This window comes from Pseudomonas sp. NPDC090752 (assembly GCF_055584805.1).
Genome location: NZ_JBVJLI010000005.1, coordinates 212,833 through 239,195, shown reverse-complemented (window position 1 = coordinate 239,195; position 26,363 = coordinate 212,833). Strand labels below are relative to the sequence as shown.

The window sequence follows — 26,363 nt, the reverse complement described above, 5'->3', positions numbered from 1 at the left end:
GGTCATGGCAGCAGCAGTGAGCCCCGAACGCCACGATACCGTGGCCCTGGCCTGGACCCGAGCAGCCATCCTCGACTGCCTGGGCCAGGCGCGCCAGGCCCTGGAGCGCTTTGCCGGGGACACCGACGACTTGTCCATGCTGGCGTTCGTGGTGGACAACCTGCACCAGGTGCACGGTTGCCTGCGCATGCTCGAACTGCGCGGCGCCACACGCCTGGCCGAAGAGCTGGAGCTGCTGGCCAAAGCCCTGGCCGAGGGCCAGGTCAGCCCGCGTGGTGACTGCCTGGGGCCGCTGTTCCGGGGCCTGGAGCAACTGCCGTCGTACCTGGAGCGGCTACGCGGTGCGCGGCATGACTTGCCGTTGGTGATGCTGCCGCTACTCAACCAATTGCGTGCCTGTCGCGGTGTCGAGCCCTTGGCCCAGGGCAGCCTGACCAGCGGCGCGGCGCAGCGGTTTGCGGGCTCCGACGATCTGGCCAACCTCGACTTGTCGCTGGGCAACTGGCGTGAGCAAGTCCAGGCCGGACCTGGGCGTGATGCCTTGCGCTCGGTGATCAGTGCCTTGTGCGACGACCTGAGGCGCATCAAGGAGCGCCTGGACCAGTTCGTGCGCGGGGATCGCCAGCACCGCGAGGAGCTGGACAGCCTGTTGGCGCCGTTGCGCCATGTGGCCGACACCCTCGCGGTACTGGGCTTTCAGCAACCCCGGCGGGTGATCATCGACCAGGTATTGGCCCTGCAGGCTCTGGCCCAGGGTGAGCGCGCGGCGGATGACGCGGTGCTCATGGATGTGGCGGGGGCCTTGCTCTACGTGGAAGCCAGCCTCAACGGCATGGTCGGCCCGCTGGAGGAAGGTGGGCAGGGCGGTTTGCCTGGCTCGGACCTGGCCGAGATACGCCAGCTGGTGCTGAACGAATCGCTGAACGTGCTACAGCAGGCCAAGGACCTGATCGGCGATTGCCTGGAGTCCGGTTGGCCGCGCCAGCGCCTGCAACCCTTGCCGGGGCTGGTGCAGCAGGTACGCGGGGCGTTGGCGATGCTGATGCTGCCGGCCGCCGCCGAGGTCTTCGCGGGTTGCGCGGGCTATGTGCAACGCTGGCTGCAGCATCTGGACGTGGAACCGCCGGTGGATGAGCTGAACCATCTGGCTGATGCCCTCAGCGCCGGCGAGTGTTACCTGCAATGGCGGGTCGCCGACCCTTTGGCCGATGGCCAACCCTTCCTCGACATGGCCCGCGCCAGCCTGGCGGCGCTGGGGGTGCAATGCTCGCTTGGCGAATCCGACATCGCCCAGGATGGCAGTAGCGACGGCATCGATGATGAATTGCGTGAAGTATTCCTGGAAGAGGCCGGCGAGCTGCTGCCTGAGATCGAGCGCCACTGGCTACGCTGGCGCGCCGACAACACCCTGCGCGATGCCTTGCTGGAGGTGCGCCGCGACCTGCATACGCTCAAAGGCAGTGGGCGCATGGTCCATGCCCAGGCGGTGGCCGAGTTGGCATGGGGTGGTGAGCATCTGCTCAACCGGGTGCTCGAAGGGCGCATGGCGCTGACCCCGGAGGGGGCGGTGGCGCTGCAGCGGGTGGTGGTGCACCTGCCCGACTTGCTGGCCGACTTCGCTGCCGGCCAGATGCCGCAGGTGACCGAGATCGAGCAATTGGCCAGCCACCTGCATGCACTGGCGGAAAACGATGCGCCGACCAGTGCCGAAATCGATGGCCTCGACCCGCTGTTGCTGGATATCTTCCGCAACGAGGCGCAGGGCCATTTGGCCGCCCTGGAGTCGTTTCTACAGGGTGCCAGCGGCCAGGATAGCGAGGTCAGCGATGGCCTGCAGCGTGCCCTGCACACGCTCAAAGGCAGCGCCGCCATGGCGGGCGTGTTGCCGATCGCCGAGCTGGCCACGGCATTCGACCGCTTGGTGCGCGAGTATCGCAGCCATCAATTGCCGTTGCAGATGGCCGAGATCGCGTGGCTGGAGGCGGCGCGAGCCTTGTTCCATCTAGGCCTGGCGCAACTGGGCAGTACGCCGTTGGCGGCCATCGCCGGTGCGGCCCAGCTGATCGAGCAAGTCGGCGAGGCTGTTGATGCACGGCTGGCCAGCCTGCATGGGGATTCGCAACCTGCGCGACGGGGCAAGCGCGATCCACAACTGATCGCCAACTTCCTGACCCAGGCCATGGATATTCTGCTGGATGCCGAGTCGCTGCTGTCGCGCTGGCAGGAGCAACCGGGGCAGCGCCAGTCTCTGGATCCCCTGCTCGATGAGCTGACCACCCTATGCCACGGCGCTCACCTGGCCGACCTGCGACAGATGGACGACGTTTGCGAAGCGCTGCTGGACCTGTACGGTGCGGTAGAGGAAGGCAGCCTGGCCGCCGATGCACGCTTCTTCGCCCAGGCCCGGCAGGCCCACGAAGTGCTCCTCGACATGCTCGACGAGGTGGCCGCAGGCCAGGAGCTGACAGCCCGCCCCGACTGCATCGATGGCCTGCGCGATTTGCTCGACGACGCCTTGGCACCCGATGCCACCGGCCTGGTGGCGCCTGGCTCGATCACACGGCTGGACGCACCGCTTGAGCTGGCCGAAGAAACCGACAACCCAGGGGACAAGGAGCTGCTGGAGGTTTTCCTCGAAGAAAGCTCGGACATCGTCGAAAGTGCGGGCGCTGCGTTGGCACGCTGGCAAGCCGATCCGCGCAACAGTGTTGAGGTGGACAACCTGCTGCGCGACCTGCATACGCTCAAGGGCGGTGCGCGTATGGTCGAGATTACCGCTATTGGTGACCTGGCCCATGAACTGGAATTCCTCTACGAGCTGCTGGCCGCCGGGCGCTTGCCGCCCAGTGCGCCACTGTTCGCCCTGCTGCAGAACTGCCATGACCGCCTGGCGCACATGCTCGATGCCGTACGCCTGGGCCAGCCGCTGCATGCTGCTACCGCGCTGATCGACTACATCCGCAATTTCAGCAGCGCTGCGTTGACCGATAGCGCTGCCGGACAGTCCCAGGCCGAGGCGATACCCGCCGAGGTGCCTGCTGCAGCGCCGGAGCGGGTGCCTGGCGACATGGTCAAGGTGGACGCCGAGCTACTTGATGACCTCGGTAACCTGGCCGGCGAACACTCGGTAATCCGTGGGCGCATCGAGCAGCAGGTCAACGACGCCCAGTTTGCCCTGAACGAGATGGAGACCACCCTGGAGCGCATGCGCGACCAGCTGTTACGCCTGGACATGGAGACCCAGGGCCGACTCAGCAGCCGGCAGCCGTTCGAGGGCGATGCCTATGAAGATTTCGATCCGCTGGAAATGGACCGCCACTCCCAACTGCAGCAATTGTCCCGGGCGCTGTTCGAGTCGGCCTCCGACCTGCTCGACTTGAAAGAAACCCTGGCCCAGCGCGCGCAGGAGGCCTACAGCCTGCTGCAGCAGCAGGCGCGGGTGAACAGCCAGTTGCAGGAAGGCCTGACCGCCACTTTGATGGTGCCGTTCGAACGGCTGGTGCCGCGCTTGCAGCGGGTGGTGCGCCAGGTGGCCAGCGAGCTGGGCAAGCAGGTCGAGCTGGTGGTCGGTAACGCCGAGGGCGAGCTTGACCGCAGCGTGCTCGAACGCATGGTGGCGCCGCTCGAGCACATGCTGCGCAATGCCGTCGACCATGGCCTGGAGGCCCGCGAAGTGCGACTGGCTGCCGGTAAGCCGGAGCAGGGCACCATTCACCTGAATCTGCTTCACGAGGGCGCCGACATCGTCATCGAGATGACCGACGATGGCGCCGGTGTGCCACTGGAGGCCGTGCGACGCAAGGCGATCAAGCGCGGCCTGCTGGATCCGCAGGCGCACCTGAGTGACCACGAGATCCTGCAGTTCATCTTGCGCCCGGGCTTCTCCACGGCCGAGAAGATCACCCAGATTTCCGGGCGCGGCCTGGGCATGGACGTGGTGCACGAAGAGGTCAAGCAGCTGGGCGGTTCGATGAGTATCGAGTCGGCCCAGGGCAAGGGCGCGCGCTTCATGATTCGTCTGCCGTTCACCGTGTCGATCAACCGTGCGGTGATGGTGCACCTGGGCGATGAGCAGTACGCCATCCCGCTCAACACCATCGAGGGCATCGTGCGCGTGCCGCCGACCGAACTTGCCGCCTGCTATCAGCTGGAGCAACCGCGCTATGCCTATGCCGGCCACGCATACGAGCTGCGCTACCTGGGCGAATTGCTGCAAGGGCTGCCACGCCCCAGCCTACTGGGTCAAAGTGTGCCGCTGCCGGTGCTGCTGGTGCATTCGCAGGAGCACGCGTTCGCCATTCAGGTCGACAGCCTGTCGCCCAGCCGCGAAATCGTGGTGAAGAGCCTTGGCCCGCAGTTCGCCGCCGTGGCCGGGCTGTCAGGCGCGACCTTGCTCGGCGATGGCCGGGTGGTACTGATTCTCGACCTGCTTGGCCAGCTGCGTGGCCAGCAGCGACGCCTGGCGCGGCTGCCAGGCGGCAGTGGGGTACAGCGCACGCTGTTCGGGCCGGCGCCGCGCAAAGCGTCGCTGGTGATGGTGGTGGACGACTCGGTGACCGTGCGCAAGGTCACCAGCCGCCTGCTCGAACGCCACGGCATGAGCGTGTTGACCGCCAAGGACGGTGTCGATGCCATGGCTTTGCTGGAAGAACATCGCCCCGACGTACTGCTGCTGGACATCGAGATGCCGCGCATGGACGGCTTCGAGGTGGCCACCCGCATTCGCCGCGACGAGCGCCTGAAGGACTTGCCGATCATCATGATCACCTCACGCACCGGGCAGAAGCACCGCGACCGGGCCATGGCCATCGGCGTCAATGACTACCTGGGCAAGCCCTATCAGGAGTCGGTGTTGCTGCAGAGCATCGCCCACTGGAGCCAGACCCATGCTTGAACTGATTGCAGGCCAACGCAGCAGCCTGACCGGCCTACTGCTGCCGCTGGGGGACCGCACGCTGGTGCTGCCCAATGTGGCGGTGGCGGAATTGATCGGCCAGCGAAACTTGCTGTGCCAACGCGGCGAACCGGCCTGGCACCTGGGCTGGATCGACTGGCGTCAGCAACACTTGCCCTTGATCGGTTTCGAGGCGGCGTGTGGCGGCGACACCCCCTGCGGCGAGCGGGCGCGCATCGTCGTGCTGAACGCCCTGGGGGATACCGGGCTGCGTTACCTGGCGGTGTTGCTGCAGGACATTCCGCGGTCGTGCAAGCTCGACAGCCAGCTCAATTACGTGGATGTGGCGCTGGGTTGCCTGGAGCTGGCGGCGGTGCAGGTGGGCGACCAGGTGGCGCGAGTGCCCGACCTGGTTGGGCTGGAAAGGCTGGTGCGTGACGCGCAATTGCAACCTGTGCTTGGGTAGGATGGTGTTTGTTAGGGCCTCTTCGCGGGGCAAGCCCGCTCCCACAGAGGTCTTCACCGTCCTTGTGGGAGCGGGCTTGCCCCGCGAAAGGGCCGTCACTGACACAATGAGGAACCCAGCCCGCCACAGGAGGTCTGTGTCTGCATGTATTATGGTGAACGCTTCAACGCCTGGACCCACCTGGTCGGTGCTGTCCTGGCCAGCATCGGTGCCATCTGGCTGATCGTCGTCGCGGGCCTGCAGGGTGACCCTTGGAAGATCGTCAGTTTCTCCATCTACGGCGGCACACTGCTGCTGCTCTATAGCATTTCAACCCTCTACCACAGCACTCGCGGCCGAGCGAAAGTGATCATGCGCAAGCTCGACCACCTGTCGATCTACCTGCTGATCGCCGGCAGCTACACGCCGTTCTGCCTGGTGAGCCTGCGCGGGCCCTGGGGCTGGAGCCTGTTCGGGGTGGTCTGGGGGCTGGCGGTGATCGGCATGTTGCAGGAGATCAAGCCGCGTTCGGAGGCGCGGGTCCTGTCGATCATCATTTACGCGGTGATGGGCTGGATCGTGCTGGTGGCGGTCAAGCCGCTGCTGCATAGCCTGGGCACCGCCGGCTTCGCCTGGTTGGCGGCCGGCGGGGTGTTCTACACCGTGGGTATCATCTTTTTCGCCCTGGACAGCCGCTTGCGCCATGCACATGGTATCTGGCACCTGTTCGTGATCGTGGGCAGCCTGATGCACTTCGTGGCGGTGTCGCTTTACGTACGTTAGCTGTTTACGAAAAGTCACCCCACAACTGCTGCGCCACCGACAGCGCCACCACCGGCGCGGTCTCGGTGCGCAGTACGCGCGGGCCGAGGCGGGCGGCGTGGAAGCCGGCGCCCTTGGCCTGCTCGACCTCGGCATCGCTCAAGCCACCTTCTGGGCCGATGAGGAAGGCCAGGCGCGCCGGCTTGTCGTGGCTGGTCAGCGGCTCGGCGACCGGGTGCAGCACCAGCTTGAGGTCGGCATCGCTGCCCTTGATCCAGTCGGCCAAGGTCACGGGCGGGTGGATCACCGGCAAGGTCGAACGGCCGCACTGCTCACAGGCGCTGATCGCTACCTGGCGCCAATGGGCCAGGCGTTTGTCGGCGCGCTCGTCCTTCAGCCGCACTTCGCAGCGCTCGCTGACGATCGGGGTGATTTCGTTGGCGCCAAGCTCAGTGGCCTTCTGGATTGCCCAATCCATGCGCTCGCCACGGGACAGACCTTGGCCAAGGTGGATATGCAGCGGCGACTCGGCCTGGCCGGCGAGGGCCTGGTCGAGGCTGACGCGCACGGTTTTCTTGCCCACTTCCAGAAGCTGGCCGAGGTATTCCTGGCCGCTGCCGTCGAACAGCTGCACGGCATCGCCGGCAGCCATGCGCAATACGCGGCCGATGTAGTGGGCTTGGGCTTCGGGCAGGTCGTGCTCGCCAAGGCTCAGGGGGGCATCGATGAAGAAACGGGACAGTCTCATGTGTTTGCTCGGTTCAAAAGAGGCACAGATCCCCTGTGGGAGCGGGCTTGCCCGCGAAGCCGGCACCACAGTGTCTGGCAAGGGCTTCGCCCTTGTTCGCGGGCAAGCCCGCTCCCACAGGGGTTGTAGTGTGGCGAATCTCGGGGGTTAGCCCGGATCGCGGAAATCGGGGTGGAAATTGGCCGGTACGGCAACGCTGACGCAATCGCGTGTCGCGATATCGATCCCTTCGGTCGCCACTTCGGCCAGGAAGTCGATCTGCTCTGGGGTGATCACGTACGGCGGCAGGAAGTACACCACGCTGCCCAGCGGGCGCAGCAGGGCGCCTCGCGTCAGAGCGTGCTCGAACACCTTCAGGCCGCGGCGTTCTTGCCACGGGTAGGCGACCTTGCCGGCCTTGTCCTGGACCATCTCGATCGCCAGGGCCATGCCGGTCTGGCGGATTTCCGCGACATGCGCGTGATCAGCCAAATGTGCCGTGGCGCTGGCCATGCGCGCGGACAACGCCTTGTTGGCCTCGATCACGTTGTCCTGTTCGAAGATATCCAGGGTCGCCAACGCCGCCGCGCAGGCCAGCGGATTGCCGGTGTAGCTGTGCGAATGGAGGAACGCGCGCAGGGTCGGGTAGTCGTCGTAGAACGCCTGGTACACCGTGTCTGTAGTCAGGCAGGCGGCCAGCGGCAGGTAACCGCCGGTCAACGCCTTGGACAGGCACAGGAAGTCCGGGCGGATGCCAGCCTGTTCGCAAGCGAACATCGTGCCGGTGCGGCCGAAGCCCACGGCGATTTCGTCGTGGATCAGGTGCACGCCATAGCGGTCGCAGGCTTCGCGCAGCAGCTTGAGGTAGACCGGGTGGTACATACGCATGCCGCCGGCGCCCTGGATCAACGGCTCGATGATCACAGCGGCAATGGTTTCGTGGTGTTCGGCCAGGGTCTGTTCCATGGCCTGGAACAGGTTGCGCGAGTGTTCTTCCCAGCCCATGCCTTCAGGGCGCAGGTAGCAGTCGGGGCTCGGCACTTTGATGGTATCGAGCAGTAACGCCTTGTAGGTCTCGGTGAACAACGGCACATCGCCGACCGACATGGCGGCGATGGTTTCACCGTGGTAGCTGTTGGTCAGGGTGACGAAACGCTTTTTCGCCGGTTTGCCGATGTTCAGCCAGTAGTGGAAGCTCATCTTCAGCGCCACTTCGATGCACGACGAGCCGTTGTCGGCATAGAACACTCTGTCCAGCCCGGCCGGAGTCATGGCCACCAGGCGCTCGGACAGTTCGATCACCGGTTGATGGCTGAAGCCGGCCAGGATCACATGTTCGAGCTGGTCGACCTGGTCCTTGATGCGCTGGTTGATGCGTGGGTTGGCGTGGCCGAACACATTGACCCACCAGCTGCTGACCGCATCCAGGTAGCGCTTGCCTTCGAAATCTTCGAGCCATACGCCTTCGCCACGTTTGATCGGGATCAGCGGCAGCTGCTCGTGGTCTTTCATCTGGGTGCAGGGGTGCCACAGGACCTTGAGGTCGCGCTGCATCCACTGATCGTTGAGGCCCATCGGCACTTCTCCTGGCGTTACGGCTTGGTTTGACCGCGTAAGCCTAAGCAATGCTGGGGGGCAGGACAACCGCTGCGGTTCAATGGCGGCAGGTGCGGGTCCATTTGAGCTTACGGATATGCACGGTGCCGGCTTGCGACGTGGAGATGGTCAGCCGGCGGAATGGCCCGGCCAGATGTTGATAGTAGGGTTGGGTGGAAATCGGACCTGGCATGAATTCGGTATAACCGCTGCCGGTAAGGGTTAACCAATAAAAGTTGCGCGGCGCTGGGGTGAATGGGTCCATGTCGTAACCATCGGTATCGAGCAGCATCTGTACATCGTCAAAATGCTGGTCGCTGACCACGTAGTATTCGATCAGCAGACTTTCGACCTCCTGCGTAAACGCGATTTCCACATCGCTGTGCTCGCCGATCACCAGTTCAATACCGTCTTCGCCTTTGAATGCGTCATGAAAACCCGTCAAGGATGTGCCGTTTGCGCGGATACTCAATCCTGAAGGCATAACAAATGGCCTTTTATAGGACAGAGGCTGCCGTTGGACGTGGGCGAAGTGCTCTTCATAGGTCATGTGCAGTTCCTTTTGTCGGTTTGTCCCCCGCTCGCAACAGCTTTACCCAGCGCCTCGGTCTTGCGCTACTGACAAAAATGCCAGTTGCCAAAGGCACTTGTTGCTGCTGTGGTGGCAGGGTGCCCAGACCTGACGTATTCTTAACACATCATCGCTCGGGGCAGTCCTGCCTCTTCCCATTTCTGCAAGTCAACTCGGAGTTCGCCATCATGGCTGCTGCTTGGGTGCGCCTGTGCGCGTTGGTATTGATCGGTGTGTCCAGCGGCGCCGCGCTGGCAAAGGACAAGACACCTACGGCAATCGTGGTGGGTGGTGGCCTGGCGGGCCTGACCGCGGCTTACGAGCTGCAGAACAAAGGCTGGCAGGTGACCTTGCTGGAAGCCAAGGCGGGCATGGGTGGCCGCTCGGGTCTGGCGACCAGTGAATGGATCGGCAACGGCAAGGCCCAGCCGGTGCTTAACCAGTACCTCGACCGTTTCAAGCTGGATACACTGCCCGCGCCCGAATTCGTGCGTACTCCGGGTTACCTGATCGACGGTGAATACTTCAGCGCAAGCGACCTATCCACCAAGCAGCCAGCCACCGCAGAGGCGCTCAAGCGCTACGAAAAAACCCTCGACGACCTGGCCCGTTCGATCGATGACCCGCTCAAACCACAGGCCACCAGCACGCTGTTCGCCCTCGACCAGATGAACGTGTCGACCTGGCTCGACAAGCTGCAGCTGCCGAGCACCGCGCGGCAGTTGGTCAACCAGCAGATTCGCACCCGCTACGATGAGCCATCGCGTCTCTCTCTGTTGTATTTCGCCCAACAGAACCGTGTCTACCGCGGCGTCAGCGACCGCGACTTGCGTGCTGCACGCTTGCCAGGCGGCAGCCCGGTGCTGGCCCAGGCCTTCGTCAAACAGCTGAAAACCATCAAGACCAGCTCGCCGGTCACCGCCATCGTGCAGGACAAGGACGCTGTGACGGTCAAGGTCGGCAGCACCAGCTACCAGGCCGATTACCTGGTCATGGCTGTGCCCCTGCGTGCCCTGGCCAAGATTCAGATCACCCCGGGTCTGGATACCCAGCACGTGGCGGCGCTTAGAGCCACCAACTACGGTTGGCGTGACCAGCTGATGCTCAAGTTCAAGCAGCCGGTGTGGGAAAGCCGGGCGCGGATGTCGGGTGAAATCTTCAGCAACACCGGCCTGGGAATGCTGTGGATCGAGCCGGCGCTCAAGGGCGGTGCCAACGTGGTGATCAACCTTTCGGGTGACAACGCCCGCCTGTTGCAGGCATTCGGCGACAAGCAGATGGTCGACCAGGTGCTGATCCGCCTGCATGCTTTCTATCCACAGGCCCGCGGTGCGTTCACTGGCTATGAGGTCAAGCGCTACAGCGCCGATGCGGGTATGGGCGGTGCCTACCTGGCCTATGGGCCAGGCCAGATCAGCAAATACTGGCGTCTGTGGGAGCGTCCGGTGCAGCGTATTGCGTTTGCCGGTGAGCATACCGACGCGCTGTACCCAGGTACCCTCGAAGGTGCCCTGCGCAGCGGTCAACGTGCTGCCGGTCAGGTGCAGGAGCTGCTGGCTGGCAAGTCGTTCGACCTGTTCAAAGCCCCGACTGCTGCGGCTCCGGCTGCGCCGTCGAAGAAAGAAGGCGGCTTCTTCTCGAACCTGTTCGGGGGTGGGGCAGACAAGGGTGAAAAGGCCGATGCAGTGCCTGCCAAGGCTGAGCCGGTGAAGGCCGAAGCGTCTGCTCAGGAAAAGCCTGGGTTCTTCTCGCGCCTGTTCGGTATGGCGGGCTGAACGTGTATCAGTACCGGTCTATTCGCACGTTGGCCTGTGCACAGGCCGGTACTGACAACTGCAAGGTCTCCTACTATGGTTAATGTTTCCTTAATAGCGAACAAGCACACTAATTATCGGATTTGTCGATAATCCAAAGCAGTTTTTTCTGCTTTTATTCGATACGTTACACGTTAGTCTGTGCACAGCTTTCACGGGGAAACATTGCATCATGCAACTGCGCAACTCACCTTCTCGCTACGGCGTGGTCAGCATTGTCCTGCACTGGGGCGTTGCGCTGGCAGTCTTCGGCCTGTTCGGCCTGGGCCTGTGGATGGTCGGTCTCGACTATTACAGCCCTTGGCGCAAATCCGGCCCGGACCTGCACAAAAGCATCGGCCTGGTGTTGCTGGCTGTCATGCTGTTGCGTGTACTGTGGCGGTTCATCAGCCCACCGCCTCCGGCGCCGGCCAACCACGGGGCAATTACCCGCATGGCCGCCAAACTGGGGCACCTGGCGCTGTACCTGGGGCTGTTTGCAGTCATGATCGCCGGTTACCTGATTTCCACCGCAGACGGTGTCGGTATCCCGGTATTCGGCCTGTTCGAAGTGCCTGCGTTGATCAGCGACCTGCCTGATCAGGCGGACCTGGCTGGCGTGATTCATCTGTGGCTGGCCTGGGGCCTGGTGATCTTCGCCGTGCTGCATGGCCTGGCCGCCCTGAAACATCATTACCTCGACCGTGACGCGACCCTGACCCGCATGCTGGGCCGCAAAGCTTGACTCTCAACCTCAATTGCAAGGAATAGAAAGGATGTTGAAAAAGACTTTTGCCGCTCTGGCGCTCGGTACCGCACTGTTCACCGCTGGCCAGGCCATGGCCGCCGACTACAAGATCGACAAGGAAGGCCAGCACGCCTTCGTCGACTGGAAGATCAGCCACTTGGGCTACAGCTTCATTCACGGTACGTTCAAGGACTTCGATGGCGCCTTCACCTGGGACAGCGCCAAGCCTGAAGCCAGCAAGATCAACGTCGACCTGAAAACCGCCAGCCTGTGGTCGAACCACGCCGAGCGTGACAAGCACATCGCCAGCGCTGACTTCCTGGACGTGAAGAAGTATCCAGAAGCCAAGTTCGTGTCCACCGCCGTCAAATCGACCGGTGAAAAGACTGCCGACGTGACCGGCGACCTGACCCTGCACGGTGTGACCAAGCCGGTCACCTTCAAGGCCACCTTCAACGGTGAAGGCAAGGACCCGTGGGGCGGCGAGCGTGCTGGCTTCAACGCCACCACCACCCTCAACCTGAACGACTTCGGCATCAAGGGCCCGGGCGCTACCTCGCAGACCCTGGACCTGGATATCAGCGTCGAAGGCGTGAAGCAGAAGTAACGTAGCTTCAGCAAAAAAAACGCCGCCCCTAGGGGCGGCGTTTTTTTTGAGGCGGCGTTACGAGCCTTTGCGCGTCAGCAGCGCTGGGCGCTCACCACGCGGGCGGCTTGGCAGATCGTCCAGCTGCTCAGGCGTCGGGTAACGATCGAGCTTGGATTCCTTGCGGATGATCACGGGCTGGTTCTGCGGCTCACGGGAGCTGCGCACTGCGGGTTCTTGACGCAAAGCGTCATCGCGACCCGCCGAACGGTTGCGGCCGCCGCCATTATTGTCGCGACGCGCACCACCACCATTGTTGTTGCGTGGAGGACGTTTTTCGCCACTGGTGCTGCGCGGCTGGCTGCCGTTGCGGCCCTGACCACCACCATTGCTATTGCGTTGGCTGTTGGCTTGACCCTGCTGACCTTGACCCGCTCCTGCGCCCGGGCGGCGGTTGCGACCCTGGTTCTTGGCGTTCTGGTACGGGCTGACGTAATCGGCGCGGTTACCGAAGTTGTCGATGTCGTCGTCCCGGAACTCATCAGGTGCACGGTCGTCTTGTGCCTTCGGCGCGCTGCTCTGGCCAGCTTGCTGCTGACGCGGTTTCTTGTCGCGAGGTTTGCGCGGCTGTTGCTGCTTGTCGGCGGGCTTTTCCTTGTCGGCAGGCTTGTCTGCAGCGTGCGACTTGGCCTTGCCTTTGTCTTTGCCCTTGTCCTTGCGGCCGCCGTTGGCGTCTTTGCCTCCGTCACCACGGGCCTGCTGGTTGCGGCCACCGCGGCCGTTATTCTGCGGGCGTTCGCGAACTTCAGGCTTCTCGGCTTCCACCTGGCTTGCATCGAAGCCCATCAGGTCGCCATCGGCGATCTTCTGCTTGGTGACCCGCTCGATGCTCTTGAGCAGCTTTTCTTCATCCGGCGCGACCAGGGAAATGGCCTCGCCCGAGCGCCCGGCACGGCCGGTACGGCCGATGCGGTGAACGTAGTCTTCTTCGACATTCGGCAGCTCGAAGTTGACCACGTGCGGCAGTTGGTCGATGTCCAGGCCGCGGGCGGCGATGTCGGTGGCGACCAGCACGCGCACGCTGTTGGCCTTGAAGTCGGCCAAGGCTTTGGTGCGGGCGTTCTGGCTCTTGTTACCGTGGATCGCAGCAGCCGTCAGGCCGTGCTTTTCCAGGTACTCGGCCAGGCGGTTGGCGCCGTGCTTGGTACGGGTGAACACCAGCACCTGCTCCCATGCACCCAGGGTGATGAGGTGTGCCAGCAGCGCGCGCTTGTGGCTGGCGGGCAGGCGATACACGCGCTGCTCGATACGCTCGACCGTGGTATTCGGTGGGGTGACCTCGATACGCTCCGGGTTGTGCAGGAGCTTGTCGGCAAGGTCGGTGATGTCCTTGGAGAAGGTCGCCGAGAACAACAGGTTCTGGCGCTTGGCCGGCAGGCGGGCGAGGACCTTCTTGACGTCGTGGATGAAACCCATGTCGAGCATGCGGTCGGCTTCATCGAGGACCAGGATTTCCACGTGGGCCAGGTCGACCTTGCCTTGGCCGGCCAGATCAAGCAGGCGGCCCGGGCAGGCCACCAGGACGTCAACGCCCTTGGCAATGGCCTGGATTTGCGGGTTCATGCCCACGCCGCCGAAGATGCAGGCGCTGACCAGCGGCAGGTCGCGGGCGTACACCTTGAAGCTGTCATGGACCTGCGCCGCCAGTTCGCGGGTCGGGGTAAGGACCAGTACGCGCGGTTGGCGTGGGCCATGGCGCTGGGATTTGTCCGGGTGGCCCGCTGGGAACAGGCGCTCCAGGATCGGCAGTGCAAAACCGCCGGTTTTACCAGTACCTGTCTGTGCCGCGACCATCAGGTCGCGGCCTTGCAACACGGCGGGAATCGCCCGCTGTTGCACCGGAGTCGGCTGGGTGTAGCCCGCAGCCTCGATAGCGCGGACAAGAGCCTCGGAGAGACCGAGGGAAGCAAAGGACATGGGCAATCCTGTTCTCGTGTGGGCTGGGCCCGTAGGGATGTTCTGCCTGGCGCGACGGGCATCGGAGGGATGCGATCGCGTCCGGTCCAGCTGGGCTTTCACTGCACATCCGGAGAACGGAAGGTGGACGCCAAGGAGGGCGTCGATGCCGATCGGGATGCCTGTTGCGAGGCCGAGCGTCCGGGCGTGAGCCGGGCGGGAAGGCCCGAGTATAACAGAGCTATCGCAGCGTGCTGCTTTCCTGCTGCTCAACGGCGTCAGGAAGATGGCCGGTGTCGCCGATGTAGCGTTCGATTATCGCCAGGTAAGTGGGTTCCTGCTTGAAGCGACGCAGCTCTGCGCTGAAGGCCTGGGCCAGTGCTTCTCGACCGGGTTTGCGCGTCAGCCCCAGGTATTGGGCTTGGCGGCTGATCACCAGTGGCAGTTCCTCGACCTGCTGCTCGAGGCCGAGTTGTCGGCGCAGGTAGCGCCCGACCAGGCGGTCGGTGACCAGCAAATCGATGCGCCCGAGCTTCAGTTTGCCAAAGTTGGCTTCGTGGCTGGGGGCGGCTTCGCGCCGAAAGCCCGGCGCATCGTTGAATTCGGCACCGTAGGCATACCCGGGCGAGGTGCCCACGGTCAGGCCGGTGAGGTCGTTCAGCTGGTCAATGGCATGGCGGCGGCGGCTGGACTGGTACAGCACGAACTCGACATCCGACATCGGTTCGAGCGGGTAGACCAGGTATGCCTTGCGCGACTCGACCATGAAGATGTCCATGACGCCGTCGGCCTGGCCTTGTTCGATCATGGCCAGGCAGCGCTTCCAGGGCAGGAATTCCCAGTCCACGTCGATACCCAGGCGTTTGAACACCTCAGTGGTGACTTCGTAGTCGATGCCCTTGGTCTGGCCGGCATCCCGATACACGTAAGGTGCCCAGTCGTCGGTGACCAGGCGCAAGCGTTCGCCCTGCGCCAACGGGCTCAGGCAGGCGAGCAACAGGATGCAGAGCAAGTGAACGATGTGCGGCATGGCGCGAGATTACGCGCTCGCACACGCCAAAACCAGTGGTGTGGATCAGGGCTGGGAGGCTCTCAACAAATGTGCTTCGATGTCCTTGCGCCGAGCGCCGAGGGACAAGCGCAGGCCTGGATGGCGCAGGCACTGGCGCAGTTGCTCGGGCTCCATGTGGCCGTGGCGCTCGTTGAGGTTTTGTAGCGCCTTGTCCCACCATGCCGGTGCGCAGGCGCGGTCGAACTCGTTGGGGTAGGGGTAGCTGCCATACAGCAGCTCACGAGCGAACTGCCGTTCGCGGCTGGGCAGGGTCATGCTCAGGGCCTTGTAGCCCAGGCGCTGCAAGGTCGGCGGCCGTGGCAACTGGTCGTTTACCAGCAGCACATCGGCCAGGGCGGCCGCGCTCAGGGGTTGGTGCCCGTGTTTGCGCAGCCAAGCTTGGATCTTGGCCCGGAACTGGGCCTTGCGGCTCCAGTAGTGATGGATCACGTCGGTGCATTCAGCCAGCGCCAGCGTGCGGTAGGCAGCCACGGCCAGGCAGAACTCTTCCAGCGTGTAGGCTGCCCGAGCCAGAGGATGGAACTCGTCCATCATGGCGATGGAGTGGTCGAGCATGCCGGCATCTTCGGCGGTTAGGCCGATCACCCCGGAATTGACCAGTGGCATCTGGCAATCCGCCAGGCCACGCGATTGCAGAATGGTCAGCAGGTTCTTGTACAGCAGGCATTTCTGGTTTTCGCCGTAGCGCCCGCCGATCGCGTTGCACAGTAGCGTGCCGGCTTTTACCCGTCGGAATAGTTGCAGCGGTGACGTGCGAAAGAACGTGTCGGTGTCGATCAGGACCGCCAGAGGATGTTGCTCAAGCACGTGGCGCATCAGCACATGCTTGCTGCGGAAATGGTAACCGTGGGGTTCGTTCCAGGCCTGGCGCGTTGCCTCATCGAGCAGATGAACGGTAACTGGCAGCTGTTCATAGGGCTGCGGGTTGTCGGTATAGACCTGGACGTCCATCACCTCGCCAGCCGCCGCGTCCAGGTGCGCTAAAGCGCTGACGATGCTGAAGCAGGCTTCCTGATGATAAGTGGCCGGGCCGAAGGCCAGGTAGACCAGCTGAGGGCGCGAAGGCGAAAGAGACTGCATGGCTGGCAAGACCTGTGGGACCCAGAAATAAATAAGGCCTTAGTCTATGACTAAAGCCTTAAGCATTTCTGAACGGGACTTTGCCAAAAAGTTTCAGCGAGGCAGCTTCAGGTTGTTCCAGATCGCCAGGCTCGCGTCGGCCTGGTTCAAGGTATAGAAGTGCAAGCCCGGTGCGCCGCCTTGCAGCAGTTGTTCGCACATGCGGGTGATCACTTCTTCACCAAAGGCCTGAATGCTCGCGGTGTCGTCGCCATAGGCTTCCAGTTGCTTGCGGATCCAGCGTGGGATTTCCGCACCGCAAGCGTCGGAGAAGCGCGCCAGCTTGCTGTAGTTGGTGATTGGCATGATGCCGGGTACCACGGGGATGTTCACACCCAGCTTCTGCGCGCGCTCGACGAAGTAGAAGTAGCTGTCGGCGTTGAAGAAGTACTGGGTGATGGCGCTGTCGGCACCGGCCTTGACCTTGTGCACGAAGTTGGCCAGGTCGACCTCGAAGTTGCGTGCCTGCGGGTGCATTTCCGGGTAGGCAGCTACTTCCAGGTGGAAGTGGTCGCCGCTCTCCTGACGGATAAACTCGACCAGGTCGCTGGCGTAGCGCAGCTCACCACTGGCCATGCCCATGCCCGACGGTAGGTCGCCGCGCAGGGCGACGATGCGCTTGATGCCGGCAGCCTGGTACTGGGCCAGCAGCGCGCGCAGCTCGTCCTTGCTGTCGCCGACGCACGACAGGTGCGGGGCGGCCGGAACCTTCACTTCGCTTTCCAGCTGCAGCACGGTGTTCAGTGTGCGGTCGCGGGTCGAACCACCGGCACCATAGGTGCAGGAGAAGAAGTCCGGATTGTAGGTTGCCAGCTGGCGGGCGACGCCCATCAGCTTTTCGTGACCGGCATCGGTCTTGGTCGGGAAAAACTCGAAACTGTAGCGGCGTTCTTGTGACATCTCTGTTTCCTCAGCTGCAAGCCATGGGTCGCAAGCTGCAAGTAAAAGCCAGGGCGGTGGGGGCCGGCCTGGCTTGGGCATCGATCAAGATTCAACGACTACAAGCGCCAGGTGGCAGGCCGCCTGGCGCTCGCCACTGCTTAGTAGCGGTAGGCGTGCGGCTTGAACGGGCCTTCGACAGTCACACCGATGTAGTCGGCTTGCTGCTTGGTCAGCTGGGTGACCACGCCGCCGAAGCCGCGGACCATTTCCAGGGCCACTTCTTCGTCGAGCTTTTTCGGCAGCACTTCAACGGTCAGACGCTCGGCTTTCTTCTCGGCCGACAGGTCGGCGTACTTCTGCTCGAACAGGAAGATCTGCGCCAGCACCTGGTTGGCGAACGAACCGTCCATGATGCGGCTTGGGTGGCCGGTGGCGTTACCCAGGTTGACCAGGCGGCCTTCGGCCAGCAGGATCAGGTAATCATCGTTCTGCGGGTCGAAGTCGCCAGCGCCGGTACGGTGGATCTTGTGCACCTGCGGCTTGACCTCTTCCCACGCCCAGTGCTTGCGCATGAAGGCGGTGTCGATCTCATTGTCGAAGTGGCCGATGTTGCAGACCACGGCACGCTTCTTCAGGGCTTTGAGCATGTTGGCATCGCAGACGTTGACGTTACCGGTGGTGGTGACGATCAGGTCGATCTTGCCCAGCAGGGCCTTGTCGATGCTGGCTTCGGTGCCGTCGTTGATACCGTCGATGAACGGCGAGACCAGCTCGAAGCCGTCCATGCAGGCCTGCATGGCGCAGATCGGGTCGACTTCGGTGACCTTGACGATCATGCCTTCCTGACGCAGCGACTGGGCCGAGCCCTTGCCCACGTCACCGTAGCCGATCACCAGGGCCTGCTTGCCCGACAGCAGGTGGTCGGTGCCACGCTTGATGGCGTCGTTGAGGCTGTGACGGCAGCCGTACTTGTTGTCGTTCTTGCTCTTGGTGACCGAGTCGTTGACGTTGATCGCCGGGACTTTCAGCTCGCCCTTGGCCAGCATGTCCAGCAGGCGGTGTACGCCAGTGGTGGTCTCTTCGGTGACGCCATGGACGCGGTCCAGCACGGCCGGGTATTTCTTGTGCAGCAGTTCGGTCAGGTCGCCGCCGTCGTCGAGGATCATGTTGGCGTCCCATGGCTGGCCATCCTTGAGGATGGTCTGCTCCAGGCACCACTCGTACTCTTCTTCGGTTTCACCTTTCCAGGCGAACACCGGGATGCCGGCGGCGGCGATGGAGGCAGCGGCCTGGTCCTGGGTGGAGAAGATGTTGCAGGACGACCAGCGCACTTCGGCACCCAGGGCAACCAGGGTTTCGATCAGCACGGCAGTCTGAATGGTCATGTGGATGCAGCCCAGGATCTTCGCACCCTTGAGCGGCTGCTCAGTCAGGTACTTGCGACGCAGGCCCATCAGCGCAGGCATTTCCGATTCGGCAATGATGGTTTCGCGACGACCCCAGGCAGCCAGGGAGATGTCGGCGACTTTAAAATCGGTAAAACCAACAGGCGTGTTTACAGCGCTCATGAGAGCCTCCATTCGTAGTGTGCGAATGGGCGCCGTTGTGCGTTTAAACGTCCGCGAGGAGCGGACAACGCCCCATCCGAGCCTGACAGGGTGACCCTGCTGCAGCGCCCCTCGGACAGGTGGCGGGCATGGCACCGCGGCGGGTGACCATGTGAATCGGCGCAGATTATAGCCTCGGGGTGAGTCATCGCCCAAGGTTTTCTGTCGATTAATCGAGACGATAGTCGATGTTCAATGGAGCGGCGCGGGCCGCTCTGCCATCATTACTACACGTTAGCCAAGCCGGTCAGGAGTACAGATGAACTTTCACACCCGCAAATGGGTAAAACCCGAAGACCTCAACCCCAACGGCACGCTGTTCGGCGGCAGCCTGTTGCGCTGGATCGACGAAGAGGCGGCGATCTACGCCATCGTTCAGCTCGGCAACCAGCGCGTGGTGACCAAGTACATGTCGGAGATCAACTTCGTCAGTGCCTCGCGCCAGGGCGACATCATTGAACTGGGCATCACCGCCACCGAATTCGGCCGTACCTCGATCACCCTCAAGTGCGAAGTGCGCAACAAGATCACCCGCAAGAGCATCCTGACGGTCGACAAGATGGTCTTCGTCAACCTGGGTGAGGATGGTCAGCCGGCGGCTCACGGGCGGACTGAGATCAAGTATGTGCAGGACCAGTTCCCGGACAGTGCAGTGGAATAAGACCTGTATTCACCGCTTCGCGGGCAAGCCCGCTCCCGCACGGGCCTGCGCTGTCCATGTGGGAGCGGGCTTGCCCGCGAAAAGGGCGCAACCTATATCAAGGCTGGGCGCTGACCTTGCGCACGACGCGGCCGACGCTCAACCCCTGCACCAGGATCGATGACAGCACCACGATGTAGGTGATCGACAGCAACAGGTCGCGTTCCTCACCCAGCGGCAGCGACAGCGCCAGCGCTACCGACACGCCGCCGCGCAGGCCACCCCAGGTCAGTACGCGGATGGTGCCCTTGGGCACGCTGCGCCAGCGGCGCAACAGCAGGATCGCCGGGGCCACGGTCAGCAGTCGCGACAGCAATACCGCCAGTGCCAGCACACTGCCCGCCGCCAGGTGCAGCCAGTTGAACGGCAGCAGCAACAGCTCCAGGCCGATCAGGGCGAACAGCAGGGCATTGAGCATGTCGTCGATCAATTCCCAGAAACCGTCCATGTAGCGACGGGTCATGTCGTTCATCGCCAAGTTACGCCCCAGGTTGCCGATGATCAGGCCGGCCACGACCATCGCGATTGGCGCCGAAACATGCAGTTCGTAGCACATCGCCGAGCCGCCGATGACCAGCGCCAGGGTCAGCATGACCTCGACCTGATACTGCTCGACGCTCTTGATCATGCGATAAGTGGCGTAGCCGATCAGGCCACCGAACACCACGCCGCCGATGGCTTCGCGGGCGAACAGGATCGCCGTGTCGGTGACGCTGGGCGTCTCGCCCAGCTGGATGATGCCGAGCAGCACGGTGAACACCACCACCGCGGTGCCGTCGTTGAACAGCGACTCGCCGACGATGGTGGTCTTCAGCGGCTTGGAGGCGTTGGCGGTCCGTAGCGCGCCGAGCACGGCGATTGGGTCGGTGGGCGAGATCAGTGCGCCGAACAACAGGCAGTAGATGAGCGGCACGTTCCAGCCGAACAGGCCGAACACCCAATGCGACAGGTAGCCGATCACCACGGTGGCGATCAGTACCCCTATCGTCGCCAGCAAACCGATTGGCCAGCGGTAACTGCGCAGATCGGTGAGGTTGACGTGCAGTGCGCCGGCGAACAGCAGGAACGCCAGCATCCAGTGCATCAGCAGGTCATTGAAGTCGATCTGGTTCATCAGCCCTTCGACGCGTTCTTCCAGGCCGGGGAAGCCGATCAGGCTCAGCCCCTGCAGTATCAGGGAGAACAGCAACGCCGTGACCATCACGCCGATGGCGGGTGGCAGGCCGATGAAGCGGTAGTTTACGTAAGTGAGGAGGGTGGTCAGGCAGATAAAGGCGGCAACTAATTCAAGCATCCCAGGTCCTGTAAAAATGGCTTCCAAGTCGTAACCCGAATGGCTCGGGCAGTTCTTTGATGACCTGGCGAGGGTGTCGGGACACAGGATTTGACTGGAAATATTGGAATCGTTCCGAATGTATGGCTTTAGTTTTAGGTCGCTCGATCTCAAAAACTACAAATCGTTCGACAGGCACAAGGACCATAAAAAACCGTGCTCGCAACTTCCTTGGTACTGATCGCCGCCCTGCTGCACGCGACGTGGAACACCCTGATCAAATTCAGCGGCGAGCGCCTGCTGGTCATCGCCAGCATGGACCTGGTGGCGCTGGTGTTTGCCTTGCTCGCCGTGGCCTTCGTCGATCTGCCGCCTGCCGAAATCTGGCCCTGGCTGATCGCCTCGGCGCTGGCGGAGCAGTTGTACCGCGTCCTGTTGATCAAGGCGTACCGGGTCGGAGACCTGGGGCTGGTCTATCCTCTGATGCGCGGGCTGTCGCCGCTGGTGGTGCTGGGGCTGACTCTGGCGTTCGCCGGCGAGTCGCTCAGCCAGCAGCAGATCATTGGCATCCTGCTGATCCCTTGTGGCATGGCATGCCTGTTGTGGCAGGGCGGTGGAGGCGATCGGTTGCCTTGGTCGATGCTCCCGGTGGTGGCGTTGATCGGTCTGTGCATCGGCTGCTACACCTGGTTCGACGGGCAGGCGGTGCGGCTTTGGGGTAAGCCGTGGGACTACCTGGTGTGGCTCACATTGCTCAGCGCCTGGCCGTTTCCGCTGTTGGCCGGCGTGGCGCGGCGGGCGCCGTTCGTGCTGTTCTGGCGCACGCAGTGGCGACTGGGGCTGGCCGTTGGGTTTTGTGTGCTGTTCAGCTATGCGCTGGTGTTGTGGGCCATGCACCTGGGGTCAGTGGCTGAGGCAGCGGCTTTGCGTGAAGTGAGTGTGATCCTGGTGGTGCTGCTGGGCATGCGCTACCTCAAAGAACCTTTTGGCGGGCCGAGACTCCTAGCTTGCGGGCTGGTGCTGGCAGGCATGCTGGTGATGAAGCTCTAACCTCTCGAATGAACAAGGAGTCCTGTCCATGACCGTTGCCCTGTGGTGCATCCTGATCGCGTTGTTCCTGGCACCGCTGTGTGCGTTGATCGCCAAAGTTTCCAGCGGCCGCTTCGGCCTAAAGGACAATCACGACCCACGTGCTTTCCTCGACCAGCTGTCCGGCCTGCCACGGCGTGCCCATGCTGCGCAGCAGAACAGCTACGAAGCGTTTCCGGCGTTTGCGGCGGCGGTGCTGGTGGCGGATATCGTCGGCAATGCCGAGCAGGTGACGCAGGACGTTCTGGGTGTGCTGTACATCACCAGCCGGCTGCTCTACATCATTTGCTACCTGGCGGACTGGGCGGCATTGCGCTCGCTGGTGTGGTTTGCCGGGTTGGCGTTGATTGTGTCGTTCTTTGTGATTTCGATGTGAAACCCAGCTGCCCTCTTCGGTCGAAGAGGGCAGCGGTCAATCATGGGACTTTCGGCACGTCGGGCAACGGCTGGCCTTTAGGCCACAGCATCCAGATCTGCCCCGCTTGCTTCATGTTGCCCGCCAGCTCGCCAGCCTCAGGCCCGGTGCCCCAGAACAAATCCGCACGTACCTCGCCGGTAATCGCACCGCCGGTATCCTGCGCGCCCACTGGCCGTACCACCGGCGTGCCGTCTGGGCGGGTGGTGGACAACCACAGCAAGCTGCCCAGCGGGATCACCTTGCGGTCGATGGCCACGCTGTAGCCAGCGGTCAGCGGTACGTTGAGCGAACCGCGCGGGCCTTCGTTGCTGTCAGGGCGGGTGCTGAAGAACACATAACTGGGGTTGCTGGCCAACAGTTCCGGCACCCGCTGTGGGTTGGCCTGGGCCCACGTGTGAATGGCGCCCATGCTTACGTCTTCTTTCTTCAGCTGACCCTGCTCGATCAACCAGCGGCCGATTGGCCGGTACGGGTGGCCGTTCTGGTCGGCGTAACCCAGGCGCAGTTGCCGGCCATCTTCCAGCGCGACCCGCCCGGAACCTTGGATTTGCAGGAACTGCAGGTCCATGGGGTCAGTCAGCCAGGCAAGTACTGGCGCCTTGACGCCATCGCGGTAGATCGTTTCGGCGGTGTCATAGGGCTTGAGTACCCGGCCGTCGAGGCGGCCGCGCAGGCGTTTGCCCTTGAGCTCGGGATAGACGCTGGCCAGGTCGACCACGATCATGTCGTCCGGGATGCCATAGACCGGCACCTGGGCGGCATCGGTGCGTTGCAGGCTGCCGGGGTACACCGGCTCGTAGTAGCCGGTGATCAGACCAGTAGCATTGTTACCGGCCGAGCGCAGGCCGTATACCTGCAGGTTTTGTTCAAGGAACGTGCGCACCTGATCGGCGCTGGCCGTATCGCCGCCGGCCGCTTCGCACGTGGCTGCCCACACCGGATCGCGCTTGAGCTTTTCGCAACCGTTGCGCCAGGCGTAGAAGCCGCTCAGCAGATCGTCGTCGCTGACCGCAGGCAGGTCTTTCCACGTGGCTGGGGCGTAGGTTGCGATGGCGTGAGGCTCGGGCTTGGCGTTTTCGCCGCCATTGCAGCCGGCCAGCAAAGCCAGGGCCGGCAGCGCCCAGGCGAGATGGCGCAGAGCAAAATTCATGAATGAATCCTTGGAGGGCAGCAGATGAAAGTTGCCCGTAGCGTTCGTAAGGGTATTGGTCTTTGTCGAGCAGGCGAGGATACTGTGGGCCCCTTGGGCTGCCAATGTGACCGTGATGTTCAAATGTTTCACCGCTGTGCTGCTGATCAGCCTGGCCTTGGTGGCCTGCGACCGTGTCGATCCTAACTCACCCTTGGGGCAGCGCAAGGCGATCTTCAAGCAAATGCTCAAGACCAGCGAGGACATGGGCGGCATGCTGCGCGGACGGTTGCCGTTCGATGGCGCGATGTTCGCCGAAGGGGCGGTGAAGCTCGATGGGCTGGCCCATGCACCTTGGCAGCACTTCCCGCAGGTTAAAGATGATGGCGAGAGCAGTGCTCGGCCTGAGGTCTGGGAACGTCAGGCGCGCTTCCATGACTTGGCGCAGGCGCTGGAAGGGGTGACGGGCGAGTTGCTGGCGGTGACGCGCAGTCAGCCACTGGATGCGGGGATGCTCAAGGCACCGATGGACAAGGTCGAGGCCGCCTGCAAGGCCTGCCACACGGAGTTTCGCAATCACTGATGCGCCAGCCAGCGTCCATGGGGCGCTGGTTGGCGCGCGTGACTGAAGTCTCAGGTCAACGGCTCGGTTTGGCGTTGGCCCTGGCCAGTTTCTTTCTCGCGCTTGGCGATCCTGGGTTAGCGCTCCAGGTCGTCTACCGCTTCCTGCAGCTCTTTCTTCGCCTCGGCCAGTTTGTCCTTGCGCTTGTTGATCTTCTCCGGATCGCCCTTCTTCATCGCCTTGTCCAGGTCCTTGGTGCGCTGGTTGACCTCATGGCGAGCATCGAGCACCTTCTGTTCACGCTCTTTGCGCAAACCTGCGTCGGTGCAGTTCGCCTCCACTTCGCTCAGGGCCTTTTCCAGGCCAGCCTGCTGTTCACTGTTGTTGTGCGCCTTGGCCTGTTCGATCTGTTCGCTGATGGCCTGGCGCTTGGCGGCGCAACCGGTCAGATTCGGTTGGTCTTCGGCGGCGTGTGCCGACAGGGCAAGAGTCGCCAGTAGGAAAAGGGTGGAAATACGTTTCATGAAAAGCCTCCTGGAAGGGGCGGAGCAACAAAAAGTGGGGAAATCCTGCCTTGGTTTTGCTGATTTATAAACCCTTGGTCGGATTTTCAAGCGAACCGGCTTCGTTTTGCACTTGAAAACCGTCAATTCCGCGGGTGCCCAGCAGCCTGGCGACGCGCTGCACGTGCGCATTGGCGAAAAACTTCGCGAGTTGATTTGCGCGTGTTGCGCCGATGCCGGGCAAGGCTTGCCAATTGTTGTTGGACCGACTGGCTAACGTTAGCCAATTTTCTCCCTTTGGCACCTGAGCGGGGGCGGGTACGCCCAGCCCCCTCAGCCATTGAACGAAAGGCCTGCTGCGGGCAACGTCGAAGCTGCGCCGGAGTTGGGCGGCGCTTGTCTCATTGATGCCGGGTACTGATTCCAGCTGTCTGATATCCAGTTCCAACCAGTCCGTCAGCGATGTCACCAGCCTTGCCTCGACCAACCGCCGCCAGGTGCCCGGACCGATGCCTGGCATGGCCAGCCCCTGTTTGCCCCCGAGCCAGACAAGGCGGGCGATGAACTGTTCTTCACAGTCTTCGCTGGCTTGCCAGCAGGTGTGTGGACCGTAGTGCTCCGCTTTGGGAACAGGCACCGACTGGCGCTCGACGGCACGGTGGATCACCTGGTCGAAGCGTGGGATGGTCAAACCGGCCAGGCTGATCGCGACGTGGTCGCCAGGACGGATATCGAGCGCTTGCCAGCGGGCCATCGAACCGAGGCTGACCTGGCTGATCCGGCGGTCATCCAGGGTCACCGGCTGCAGCTTGAGCATCGGCGTGATTTTGCCAGTGCGCCCGATGCGAAAATGCACGTCTCGCACTTCGGCCAGTGCCTGGACGAACGGATATTTCCAAGCGGCGATCCAATACGGAGTGTTGGCCTGCCAGCGCTCGGCGGAAGGTCGGCTGTCCTGGCGCAGGATCACGCCGTCCGTGGCGAAGGGTAGCGCTGTACGGTACCAGTGCTGGCGCCAGTGTTCGGCCTCGTCCGTGTTGGTGATGGTGACACTGTATTGCTGGCTTTCGGGGAAGCCCAAGGCGGCCAGCTGTGCCAGGCGCTCGGCCTGATTATCGGGGCCTTGCGGCCAGTCCCAGACGAACAAGCCAATTCCCGCGCCCTGCTCACGGCTCAGCTGCTTGCGCGCCAGTAACCCGGCTACGCTGCCACGGGCGTTGGCGCTGCCCGCCTGAGCTTGCACATGCCCCTGCAGGCGCAGATACAGCTCACCCTGCAGCACCAGGTCGAGCGGTTGGGGTAATTGCTGATTGATGTTGCCAAGTGCGTGGATATGGCGGCTCCAGTCATGGCCGTGGATACCATCACCCCGGCTGAGCAGTCGAACCAACTGGCCTTGCCGATAGATCAGCGTGGCGGCAACGCCATCGACCTTCGGCTGTAGCCACACCCCGTGCTTGCCGGTCAGCCAACGATCTACAGCCTTGGCATCAGGCAGTTTTTCGACACCCGTGTGAGCAATGGGGTGGGCAACGGGGCCGCGTGCGCTGGCCAGCGAAAACAGTTCGCCGTCGAGCGCGAAGCAGCCTTGCAGGTCCAGCAGGCGCTGGCGGCTCTGGTCGTAGACCTCATCGGGTACCGGTGAATCGCCCAGGCGATGATAGTGAACGTCCCACTGGCCTAGGGTCTCGCGCAGCTGGCTGACCTCCGCTTGCGCCCGCCCCGTCGACCAGGCTGGGCATTCGAAGGCTTGGGCCGCGAGGGGTAGAGTCAACAAAAGCATGAGCACTATGAACGGCATGCCCAGCATCCTTGCGTGGCAGAGTTGAAGCCTCAGCCTAGGCAAATGAACCGGTTGATGCCCCGTGCAGTTGTCAGCCGATATGTCACAAAAAAGCCCCTGCCGATCACTCGGCAAGGGCTTTCATCTA

21 protein-coding genes, 1 pseudogene and 1 riboswitch are annotated in these 26,363 nt (G+C 62.9%); of the genes and pseudogenes, 10 read left to right on the top strand and 12 right to left on the bottom strand.

From position 1 onward, the window contains the following. Window positions 1-4: 4 nt before the first annotated feature. The 3 genes from ACZ6YA_RS09785 (at window position 5) to trhA (ending at window position 6,122) form a co-directional block, all read left to right on the top strand. The gene (locus ACZ6YA_RS09785; RefSeq protein WP_465896889.1) at window positions 5-4,894 is read left to right on the top strand and encodes a hybrid sensor histidine kinase/response regulator; all 4,890 of its coding nucleotides are present in this window, start codon (window positions 5-7) and stop codon (window positions 4,892-4,894) included. Further along, the gene (locus tag ACZ6YA_RS09780; RefSeq protein ID WP_465896888.1) at window positions 4,887-5,360 is read left to right on the top strand and encodes a chemotaxis protein CheW; all 474 of its coding nucleotides are present in this window, start codon (window positions 4,887-4,889) and stop codon (window positions 5,358-5,360) included. The genes ACZ6YA_RS09785 and ACZ6YA_RS09780 overlap by 8 nt, the downstream gene beginning before the upstream one ends. Window positions 5,361-5,504: 144 nt before the next feature. Continuing rightward, window positions 5,505-6,122, top strand: a complete 618-nt coding sequence (trhA, locus tag ACZ6YA_RS09775; protein ID WP_465896887.1) for a PAQR family membrane homeostasis protein TrhA — start codon at window positions 5,505-5,507, stop codon at window positions 6,120-6,122. Window positions 6,123-6,126: 4 nt separating this feature from the next. On the opposite strand, the gene ACZ6YA_RS09770 is transcribed toward trhA, so the two are convergent. The 3 genes from ACZ6YA_RS09770 to ACZ6YA_RS09760 form a co-directional block, all read right to left on the bottom strand. Beyond that, window positions 6,127-6,849 (bottom strand): 16S rRNA (uracil(1498)-N(3))-methyltransferase, encoded by a 723-nt coding sequence (locus ACZ6YA_RS09770; protein ID WP_465896886.1) that lies wholly within the window; start codon window positions 6,847-6,849, stop codon window positions 6,127-6,129. Window positions 6,850-6,996: 147 nt separating this feature from the next. Next, on the bottom strand, window positions 6,997-8,403 hold the full coding sequence (locus ACZ6YA_RS09765; RefSeq protein ID WP_465896885.1) for an adenosylmethionine--8-amino-7-oxononanoate transaminase: 1,407 nt from the start codon (window positions 8,401-8,403) through the stop codon (window positions 6,997-6,999). 79 nt (window positions 8,404-8,482) lie between these two features. Beyond that, window positions 8,483-8,974: a hypothetical protein gene (locus ACZ6YA_RS09760; RefSeq protein WP_465896884.1), complete on the bottom strand. Its 492-nt coding sequence runs from the start codon at window positions 8,972-8,974 to the stop codon at window positions 8,483-8,485. A 209-nt stretch (window positions 8,975-9,183) separates the two neighbouring features. On the opposite strand from ACZ6YA_RS09760, the pseudogene ACZ6YA_RS09755 reads away from it, so the two are divergent. The 3 genes and pseudogenes from ACZ6YA_RS09755 to ACZ6YA_RS09745 all read left to right on the top strand — a co-directional run. Continuing rightward, window positions 9,184-10,764: pseudogene (locus ACZ6YA_RS09755) on the top strand (flavin monoamine oxidase family protein); the annotation flags it as partial. A 217-nt stretch (window positions 10,765-10,981) separates the two neighbouring features. Beyond that, window positions 10,982-11,533, top strand: a complete 552-nt coding sequence (locus ACZ6YA_RS09750; RefSeq protein ID WP_465896883.1) for a cytochrome b — start codon at window positions 10,982-10,984, stop codon at window positions 11,531-11,533. A 31-nt stretch (window positions 11,534-11,564) separates the two neighbouring features. Next, window positions 11,565-12,143, top strand: coding sequence for a YceI family protein (locus ACZ6YA_RS09745; protein WP_465896882.1), 579 nt, complete (start codon window positions 11,565-11,567; stop codon window positions 12,141-12,143). Window positions 12,144-12,200: 57 nt separating this feature from the next. On the opposite strand, the gene ACZ6YA_RS09740 is transcribed toward ACZ6YA_RS09745, so the two are convergent. The 5 genes from ACZ6YA_RS09740 to ahcY all read right to left on the bottom strand — a co-directional run bounded on the left by ACZ6YA_RS09740 (window position 12,201) and on the right by ahcY (window position 18,719). Continuing rightward, window positions 12,201-14,099 carry a DEAD/DEAH box helicase gene (locus tag ACZ6YA_RS09740; protein ID WP_465896881.1) on the bottom strand — a complete coding sequence of 633 codons (1,899 nt, stop codon included), beginning with the start codon at window positions 14,097-14,099 and terminating at the stop codon, window positions 12,201-12,203. A 220-nt stretch (window positions 14,100-14,319) separates the two neighbouring features. Continuing rightward, entirely contained in the window at window positions 14,320-15,108 is a 789-nt protein-coding gene (locus tag ACZ6YA_RS09735; protein WP_465896880.1) for a substrate-binding periplasmic protein, read from the bottom strand. 45 nt (window positions 15,109-15,153) lie between these two features. Then, window positions 15,154-16,230 carry a hypothetical protein gene (locus ACZ6YA_RS09730; RefSeq protein WP_465896879.1) on the bottom strand — a complete coding sequence of 359 codons (1,077 nt, stop codon included), beginning with the start codon at window positions 16,228-16,230 and terminating at the stop codon, window positions 15,154-15,156. Between the two features lie 93 nt (window positions 16,231-16,323). Next, a complete protein-coding gene (metF, locus tag ACZ6YA_RS09725) occupies window positions 16,324-17,169 on the bottom strand; it encodes a methylenetetrahydrofolate reductase [NAD(P)H] (protein WP_465896878.1) in 846 nt (281 codons plus the stop codon). Window positions 17,170-17,309: 140 nt separating this feature from the next. After that, window positions 17,310-18,719, bottom strand: coding sequence for an adenosylhomocysteinase (gene ahcY / locus ACZ6YA_RS09720; RefSeq protein ID WP_465896877.1), 1,410 nt, complete (start codon window positions 18,717-18,719; stop codon window positions 17,310-17,312). Between the two features lie 20 nt (window positions 18,720-18,739). Then, window positions 18,740-18,838, bottom strand: a riboswitch (S-adenosyl-L-homocysteine riboswitch). A gap of 179 nt (window positions 18,839-19,017) precedes the next feature. Between ahcY and ACZ6YA_RS09715 the strand changes: the two genes are divergently transcribed. Beyond that, on the top strand, window positions 19,018-19,419 hold the full coding sequence (locus ACZ6YA_RS09715; protein WP_012312432.1) for an acyl-CoA thioesterase: 402 nt from the start codon (window positions 19,018-19,020) through the stop codon (window positions 19,417-19,419). 97 nt (window positions 19,420-19,516) lie between these two features. Here the strand turns inward: ACZ6YA_RS09715 and ACZ6YA_RS09710 are convergent, their stop codons facing one another. Next, window positions 19,517-20,752, bottom strand: coding sequence for a cation:proton antiporter (locus ACZ6YA_RS09710; protein WP_465896876.1), 1,236 nt, complete (start codon window positions 20,750-20,752; stop codon window positions 19,517-19,519). 195 nt (window positions 20,753-20,947) lie between these two features. Here ACZ6YA_RS09710 and ACZ6YA_RS09705 point away from each other — a divergent pair, with 195 nt between their 5' ends. Together ACZ6YA_RS09705 and ACZ6YA_RS09700 are read left to right on the top strand one after the other, a co-directional pair. Further along, window positions 20,948-21,781 (top strand): EamA family transporter, encoded by an 834-nt coding sequence (locus ACZ6YA_RS09705; protein WP_465896874.1) that lies wholly within the window; start codon window positions 20,948-20,950, stop codon window positions 21,779-21,781. Window positions 21,782-21,809: 28 nt separating this feature from the next. Beyond that, window positions 21,810-22,196 (top strand): MAPEG family protein, encoded by a 387-nt coding sequence (locus ACZ6YA_RS09700; RefSeq protein ID WP_465896873.1) that lies wholly within the window; start codon window positions 21,810-21,812, stop codon window positions 22,194-22,196. A 40-nt stretch (window positions 22,197-22,236) separates the two neighbouring features. Here the strand turns inward: ACZ6YA_RS09700 and mltA are convergent, their stop codons facing one another. After that, window positions 22,237-23,388, bottom strand: a complete 1,152-nt coding sequence (mltA, locus tag ACZ6YA_RS09695) for a murein transglycosylase A (protein ID WP_465896872.1) — start codon at window positions 23,386-23,388, stop codon at window positions 22,237-22,239. Between the two features lie 115 nt (window positions 23,389-23,503). Here mltA and ACZ6YA_RS09690 point away from each other — a divergent pair, with 115 nt between their 5' ends. Then, on the top strand, window positions 23,504-23,950 hold the full coding sequence (locus tag ACZ6YA_RS09690; RefSeq protein WP_465896871.1) for a c-type cytochrome: 447 nt from the start codon (window positions 23,504-23,506) through the stop codon (window positions 23,948-23,950). Window positions 23,951-24,066: 116 nt separating this feature from the next. Here the strand turns inward: ACZ6YA_RS09690 and ACZ6YA_RS09685 are convergent, their stop codons facing one another. Next, on the bottom strand, window positions 24,067-24,453 hold the full coding sequence (locus ACZ6YA_RS09685) for a DUF1090 domain-containing protein (protein WP_465896870.1): 387 nt from the start codon (window positions 24,451-24,453) through the stop codon (window positions 24,067-24,069). 64 nt (window positions 24,454-24,517) lie between these two features. Continuing rightward, window positions 24,518-26,233: an NAD-dependent DNA ligase LigB gene (ligB, locus tag ACZ6YA_RS09680; protein ID WP_465896869.1), complete on the bottom strand. Its 1,716-nt coding sequence runs from the start codon at window positions 26,231-26,233 to the stop codon at window positions 24,518-24,520. Window positions 26,234-26,363: the final 130 nt, after the last annotated feature.